General features: G+C 45.3%; 7 protein-coding genes. 4 read left to right on the top strand and 3 right to left on the bottom strand.

The window, feature by feature from the left end:
* The 3 genes from F6K38_RS34080 to F6K38_RS34070 form a co-directional block, all read left to right on the top strand.
* Positions 1–310, top strand: a 310-nt coding sequence (locus F6K38_RS34080) for a Uma2 family endonuclease (protein ID WP_287359514.1), incomplete at its 5' end; no start/stop codon positions are given.
* 425 nt (positions 311–735) lie between these two features.
* Positions 736–993, top strand: a complete 258-nt coding sequence (locus tag F6K38_RS34075) for a hypothetical protein (protein WP_008185144.1) — start codon at positions 736–738, stop codon at positions 991–993.
* Entirely contained in the window at positions 990–1,424 is a 435-nt protein-coding gene (locus F6K38_RS34070) for a type II toxin-antitoxin system VapC family toxin (protein ID WP_008185142.1), read from the top strand. Before F6K38_RS34075 ends, F6K38_RS34070 begins: the two co-directional genes overlap by 4 nt.
* Positions 1,425–1,833: 409 nt before the next feature.
* Here the strand turns inward: F6K38_RS34070 and F6K38_RS34065 are convergent, their stop codons facing one another.
* Positions 1,834–2,247 carry a hypothetical protein gene (locus F6K38_RS34065; protein ID WP_008185138.1) on the bottom strand — a complete coding sequence of 138 codons (414 nt, stop codon included), beginning with the start codon at positions 2,245–2,247 and terminating at the stop codon, positions 1,834–1,836.
* Positions 2,248–2,365: 118 nt separating this feature from the next.
* Complete coding sequence (locus F6K38_RS34060; protein WP_008185136.1) at positions 2,366–3,673, bottom strand: RNA-guided endonuclease InsQ/TnpB family protein; 1,308 nt, start codon at positions 3,671–3,673, stop codon at positions 2,366–2,368.
* 29 nt (positions 3,674–3,702) lie between these two features.
* On the opposite strand from F6K38_RS34060, the gene tnpA reads away from it, so the two are divergent.
* A complete protein-coding gene (tnpA, locus tag F6K38_RS34055) occupies positions 3,703–4,170 on the top strand; it encodes an IS200/IS605 family transposase (RefSeq protein ID WP_008185134.1) in 468 nt (155 codons plus the stop codon).
* A gap of 800 nt (positions 4,171–4,970) precedes the next feature.
* Here tnpA and F6K38_RS34050 read toward each other — a convergent pair.
* Positions 4,971–5,609: hypothetical protein (locus F6K38_RS34050; RefSeq protein WP_287359512.1), on the bottom strand; the 639-nt coding region annotated here is incomplete at its 5' end.

Genomic DNA, 5,609 nt, shown 5'->3' with positions numbered 1-5,609 from the left:
TGCCTGTTGGGTGAGCGCAGAACGTTGGCAGGCACTTACTCCAGAACAAAAAGGAACCTTTGCTAATATCTGCCCGGATTTTGTGGTTGAGTTACGGTCTAGCTCAGATCGGGTTCAGTCTCTGGAATCTAAAATGACCGAGTATATCGACAATGGGGCGAGATTGGGTTGGTTAATCGATCCACAACAGCGACTAGTGGAAATTTATCGACCAGGTTTGGCGGTGGAAGTGTTGGAGAATCCGCCTGAGTTGTCGGGGGAAGAGGTGTTACCGGGTTTCGTGTTGAATTTGCGTCGGGTGTGGGATTGAAAATAGAAATGCGATCGCATTTCTATTTTAGTTGTGAACAGAATCTCTTCGGGAAAGGCAAGAGGCAATAGGCAATAGGCAATAGGTAATCAAGTAGCGATGCAGTGCTTTTTACAATTAATTATGAAACCCACTATCATCCTCAAACTCAATTGAAAAGCGATTGCTTGTTCTCGATTGCTGTATGATGGTGCTATAGGAGAGGTGCCAAACCTTCCCACGGAATTATCTGGAGAGAATCTATTGCCTGGATTTAGGTTGACTTTATCCCGGTATTTGTAGATAGCGATTAGGTAAGCTATCAGCTATCAGCTATTAACTATCAGCTATCAGCTATCAGCCATCAGCTAAAGGCTGACCGCTGACGGCTGAATGCTTACGTTGTAAGATTTAAACAAGGCAGCAGTACCATGGGGTAAAACGTGATGTTGAATGTCAGTCTGGATCAAGAGGCAGAACAGTATTTAGTTGAAATTTTAAGTCAGGAAAGAACAACTAGCAGTGAGTTGATCAAAAAATTGCTGCGGGATTATCGGCAAAATTTTCAATCCCAAAAATCGGTTTTAGAACGAATGGGAGGAATGCCTAAACATTTGCTATCGGTGGGGAATCTGTCTGATCGGGACACTCGTAGAGAGATTATTGCTTCTCGGATACGGGCAAGCCATCAACGAGAAGTATGAGCTATCATCCCGCTATTTTGGTGGATACAGGCTTGTTGGTGGCTTTTTATGATTCAGCCGATCAACATCATGGTCAAGTGGTTGAGTTTTTTACCAGTTGTACCAGTCGGTTAGTTACAACCGTAGGTTGTGTTACAGAAGTGCTATGGTTGCTAGGGTCTGATTGGCGAGTGCAGAATGAATTTCTAACTCATCTGGCCAATAACATCTATGAGTGTGAGTCGCTTTTACTGCAAGACTTTGCCCGTATCGCTGAGCTAAACGCCCAGTATGCTGACTTGCCTGGTGATTTTTCTGATTTGTCTCTTGTGGCAATTTCTGAACGTTTGAATATTGCGGCGATCGCTACTTTGGATAAGGATTTTGATATCTATCGACGCTACCGCAAGCAACCCTTTGAACGAGTCTTTCGTCCTTCTTCTAATATGTAGCGTTCCCGTAGCGTGGCCTACGGCCAATCCCACTCAAACTCTACTAACTGCGTTCCCATAGCGGCTCAATGCTCGCAGCAATCGCTTCTTCCAAACAGTTGGCTGCTGAAGCTTTGGCTTGTTCAATGGAATCTCCCTGAGTAATGGCTTCTGGCAAATCCAGCCAAAGTTACCATAAACCCGCTATCCGACTCGTCAGGGGTAAATGTAGCCGGGAATGAAAATCGACTAGTTTTAGATTATACCATGGCAGTATTAATCCTACAATAAGCCATCCCATTACTGATAATTAAAAAGGTGCGTTACACTTTGTTAACGCACCCGACAAGATAAGCTATCGCACTTTTGTCAACTTCTCAATGGAGAAATAATGACTGTGACTTTTGTCCCCTAATACAATGGGCAGACATCAAAATTCAAACAATGGGCAGACCTCAAGAGTCAATGGTTCACGACAACCATTATTAAGGCTTACCATTGCAGGAGCATTTGGAGTCTCAAAAAGAACTACAGATTGGCTAACACCCAAATCGTCAAATGATAGTGTATCGTGATAATTGTTCACCTTTGCTTGCCATGTACAATAATCACCATAACCTGAGGCGCGAAATCCGTACACTGCCCCTTGGGATTTAGGATCTTGATTACTATCCCACACATCTCCTTGACTCAAGATTCTGGTGAAGATGGGTTTCTGACAATGTAGTTGTGGTGTCGAAGCATGGACCGGTTGTGTGAAAACTGTAAAACCAATGATCAAAGCCATAGCCACTAATGTAGCTGGAATTGCTTTAAGCAACTGTTCAAACTTTTCTGAGAACATTATTTACTCCTTAAAAGGAATGAATTGTTTAAAGTTACAGGTAGACTTGTTTTCCACCTTTCAATCTAAAGACGATCTCAGAGGGGAATATCTGAATTGTGACTACTCCCACATCAAATCAAAGATTATGATGTGGGCTTCTCAACCTCACGAATGAGACTTGCTGCTCCTCGGCGGATGCCGACGCTACGCGAACGATATCCTGTACCGATTTACCACAGCCATTAAGCGGCAGTCCAACCGCCAATAGTCCACGATTTAAAATGTTGATACCACTGTTCCAGTCGCGGTCAATTTTAACTTTACAACTAGAACAATAATGAATGCGATCACTTAAAGTTTTTTCGACCCTAGAACCACAACTAAAACACTCGATACTTGTGCCACGTGGGTTAACTTCCTGAACTAACAAACCGCGTTTAACCGCCACTGCTTGCAATATTTCCAAGAATGCTCCCCAGGCCGCATCATGTATTGATTTTGCTAAATTAGTTCTAGCGAGTCCTTTGATATTTAAATTTTCGTGAGCAATTAAGTCATACTTACTGCACAGCCAATGAGCAACCTGATAATGAAATTCTTTTCGGCAACGGCTTAAATGAAGGTGCATCAAAGCTACTTTATGTTTAGCTTTTTTCCAGTTTTTAGAACCCTTGACGCGGCGCGACATTACTTTTTGAGCTTGAGCAAGTTTGTCCTGAGCTTTTCTGTAAAACTGCGGGATAGGCACTGCTTCGCCGTCAGATGTCGTCAAGAATTTCTCCAGGCCAACATCAATACCAACGGCAGAATTGACTGAATCTACAGGTAGCAGTTCAGGTACGGTATCATCTTTCATCGAAATACAACAATACCAACCATCAGCTTTTTTGACGATAGTGCATTGCTTGAGTACAAAACCCACGCCCTTCGGGCAAGCTTCGCTAACAGGTAATGGCCGATGCATTACCACAGGTATTGACCCAATTCGACTTAGTTTTAAAACACCGTCAACTAGGTGTGCTCCCGCTTTGGTATTGTTAACCCTGGGGAATACAAATGACCGGAGATCTCCGGGCTTTTTGAAGCGAGGTCTTCCGCCACGCTTACCACTGGCGTCTGGTTTTCGCCATTTCTCCCAGGCTTTGTTAAGCCGCTGTAGGTTAACCTGTTGCGTCTCTGCGTAAATTTGTTTGTACTCAGGGAACAACCGCTTAGTTTCCTTGAGAGCAGATTGCTGGGTGTAGTAGTTGACCGGGTGAGGAATTTCACCAATCGGCTCATAACTAACGCTACATCGATCAACCGGTGAACGAGTCCTGTTGAGCCAATCAAGCCTTTGCCCTAGAGCATAGTTCCAGTGACGGCGCAACAGTTCTAGCCATCTATCCATGATGGCTATCTGTTCGTGACTTGGTTTGATTCGGTAGCAGTATGTAAGTATCATGATTTTATTTTACCACTTATCGTCATCTCATGAAAGGCAACTATACCAAACAAAATAGGTCTGTCTATAGACTTACTGTGCATATTGTATTAGTCACTAAATACAGACGAAAAACCATTACGGACGAGGTATTGACCAGACTCAATCAAATCTGTGCTGATACTTGCGTGAAATGGGAGTGCAATTTGATTGAGTTCAACGGAGAAACAGACCATATTCACCTGCTAGTTGATTTAAACCCAAAGGTTGCACCTGTAAAACTGATCGCAAACATCAAAACCGTTACCAGTCGTCTGATACGTCAGGAGTTTCCAGAACACCTCGAGAAGTTTTACGGTGACAAACGGGCTTTCTGGACAGGTTCGTATTTTGTAGCTTCCTGTGGCGGAGTAACAATAGAACAATTGAAAAGTTATGTTCAAAACCAAAATACCCCGTCGGGCAATTCCCCTCCCGTTAAATCAAAGATTATAACGGGAGACCCCTTGCCCGTTTAGTTGGACAATATGCGATCGCATAAGCGCGGAAGCTGAGGCCGTAGGCCACGCTACGCGAACGCTTCATCGCGTAGCGTTGGCTTTGCCGAATCGCACCCTAATTCCCTAAAAAAGAAAAGCGATCGCGTAGCGGCTGAATGCTCGCGCATCGCTCCTTCATACTCAAACTTTATAGCAAGGGAAGTATAGTTTAGGACATAGTCTTTTAGTTGAAAGGGAGCAGGGACTGAGGCCGTAGGCCACGCGGGGCGCGTTCGGAGCAGGGAGCAGAAGATGTCTTAAGCTTTACTTCGACTGCTATACTAACTGCGATCGCGTAGCGGCTCAATGCTCGCGCATCGCACTCCTTCGTACGCTCAACAAAAAAGCGATCGCATTCCCTAAAAAAGAAAAGCGATCGCATTCCCTAAAAAAGAAAAGCAATGCGCGAGTATTGAGCCACTACGGCAACGAAAGCATATGCGCTACGCGCACGCGTGCGCGTTCAGCGGTCAGTCGTCAGCCATTCCCAAGGTCTGAGGGGGTGACAAAAAGGCCTGTAGGCGTTGCGTCAGTCTTTGAATTAATAGGAGTAGAGTGGGCATCCTGCCCGCCCAAAGATTGTAACGGGCAAGATGCCCATTCCACGGCAAGATGCCAGTTCCACCAAGATGCCCATGCCACGGCAAGATGCCTATTCCACAGGTGCGACCCGTGGCGAATTTAATTCTTAATAGGTCAAGGGCACCTAAGCAACATGCCTATTCTACAGATGCGACCCGCCGAACAGGCAAGATGCCTATTCTACCTCACTCTTAAAATCATTCCATTATTAAGCAATGTCGGCCTGTAAGCTTTACCGCATGGAAATTTGAGCAAATTGTGATCAAAAAAGATAAACCCGCTATGGCGTTGCATAAATGGGTGATGATTGTAATAGTTTTTTGGGGTGGGCATCTTGGTGAAATGGGCATCTTGGTGGAACAGCCATTTTGGTGAAACAGCCATATTGGTGGAACGGGCATCTTGGTGAAACAGCCATCTTGGTGGAACGGGCATCTTGGTGGAACGGGCATCTTGGTGAAATGGCCATCTTGGTGGAACGGGCATCTTGGTGGAACGGGCATCTTGGTGGAACGGGCATCTTGGTGGAACGGGCATCTTGCCCGTTTCATATTCATCCCGCCCCTCAGCAATGCCTCATTGTTGACTTCCAACTTCTCCTCAGAAGTAGCTGCAACAGGAACCGACTCAGAGTGCTGCAGCGATAATGCTACCTCCTGCACTTCCTCCACCGCAACCGATGATGTCACCGTCTCGCCCACAATCGGTTCAACTTCTGCATTCGACTGGGACATTTCCCCAATTGCTGACTCAGTTGCCTGATTAGTTGACGTAACCGATAATTCCGGATCAGTTTCATCTTCCCCAATAAAATATCCCCTCAACTCTTCTCGCAG

The organism is Moorena sp. SIO3B2, from assembly GCF_010692525.1.
GTDB lineage: Bacteria > Cyanobacteriota > Cyanobacteriia > Cyanobacteriales > Coleofasciculaceae > Moorena > Moorena producens.
This window is presented reverse-complemented; position numbering and strand designations above follow the sequence as displayed.

Coding starts and splice junctions, on each gene's coding strand:
- tnpA (WP_008185134.1), top strand. CDS start 3,703: ATGAAAGGCAACTATACCAAACAAAATAGGTCTGTCTATAGACTTACT.
- F6K38_RS34060 (WP_008185136.1), bottom strand. CDS start 3,673: ATGATACTTACATACTGCTACCGAATCAAACCAAGTCACGAACAGATA.
- F6K38_RS34075 (WP_008185144.1), top strand. CDS start 736: ATGTTGAATGTCAGTCTGGATCAAGAGGCAGAACAGTATTTAGTTGAA.
- F6K38_RS34065 (WP_008185138.1), bottom strand. CDS start 2,247: ATGTTCTCAGAAAAGTTTGAACAGTTGCTTAAAGCAATTCCAGCTACA.
- F6K38_RS34070 (WP_008185142.1), top strand. CDS start 990: ATGAGCTATCATCCCGCTATTTTGGTGGATACAGGCTTGTTGGTGGCT.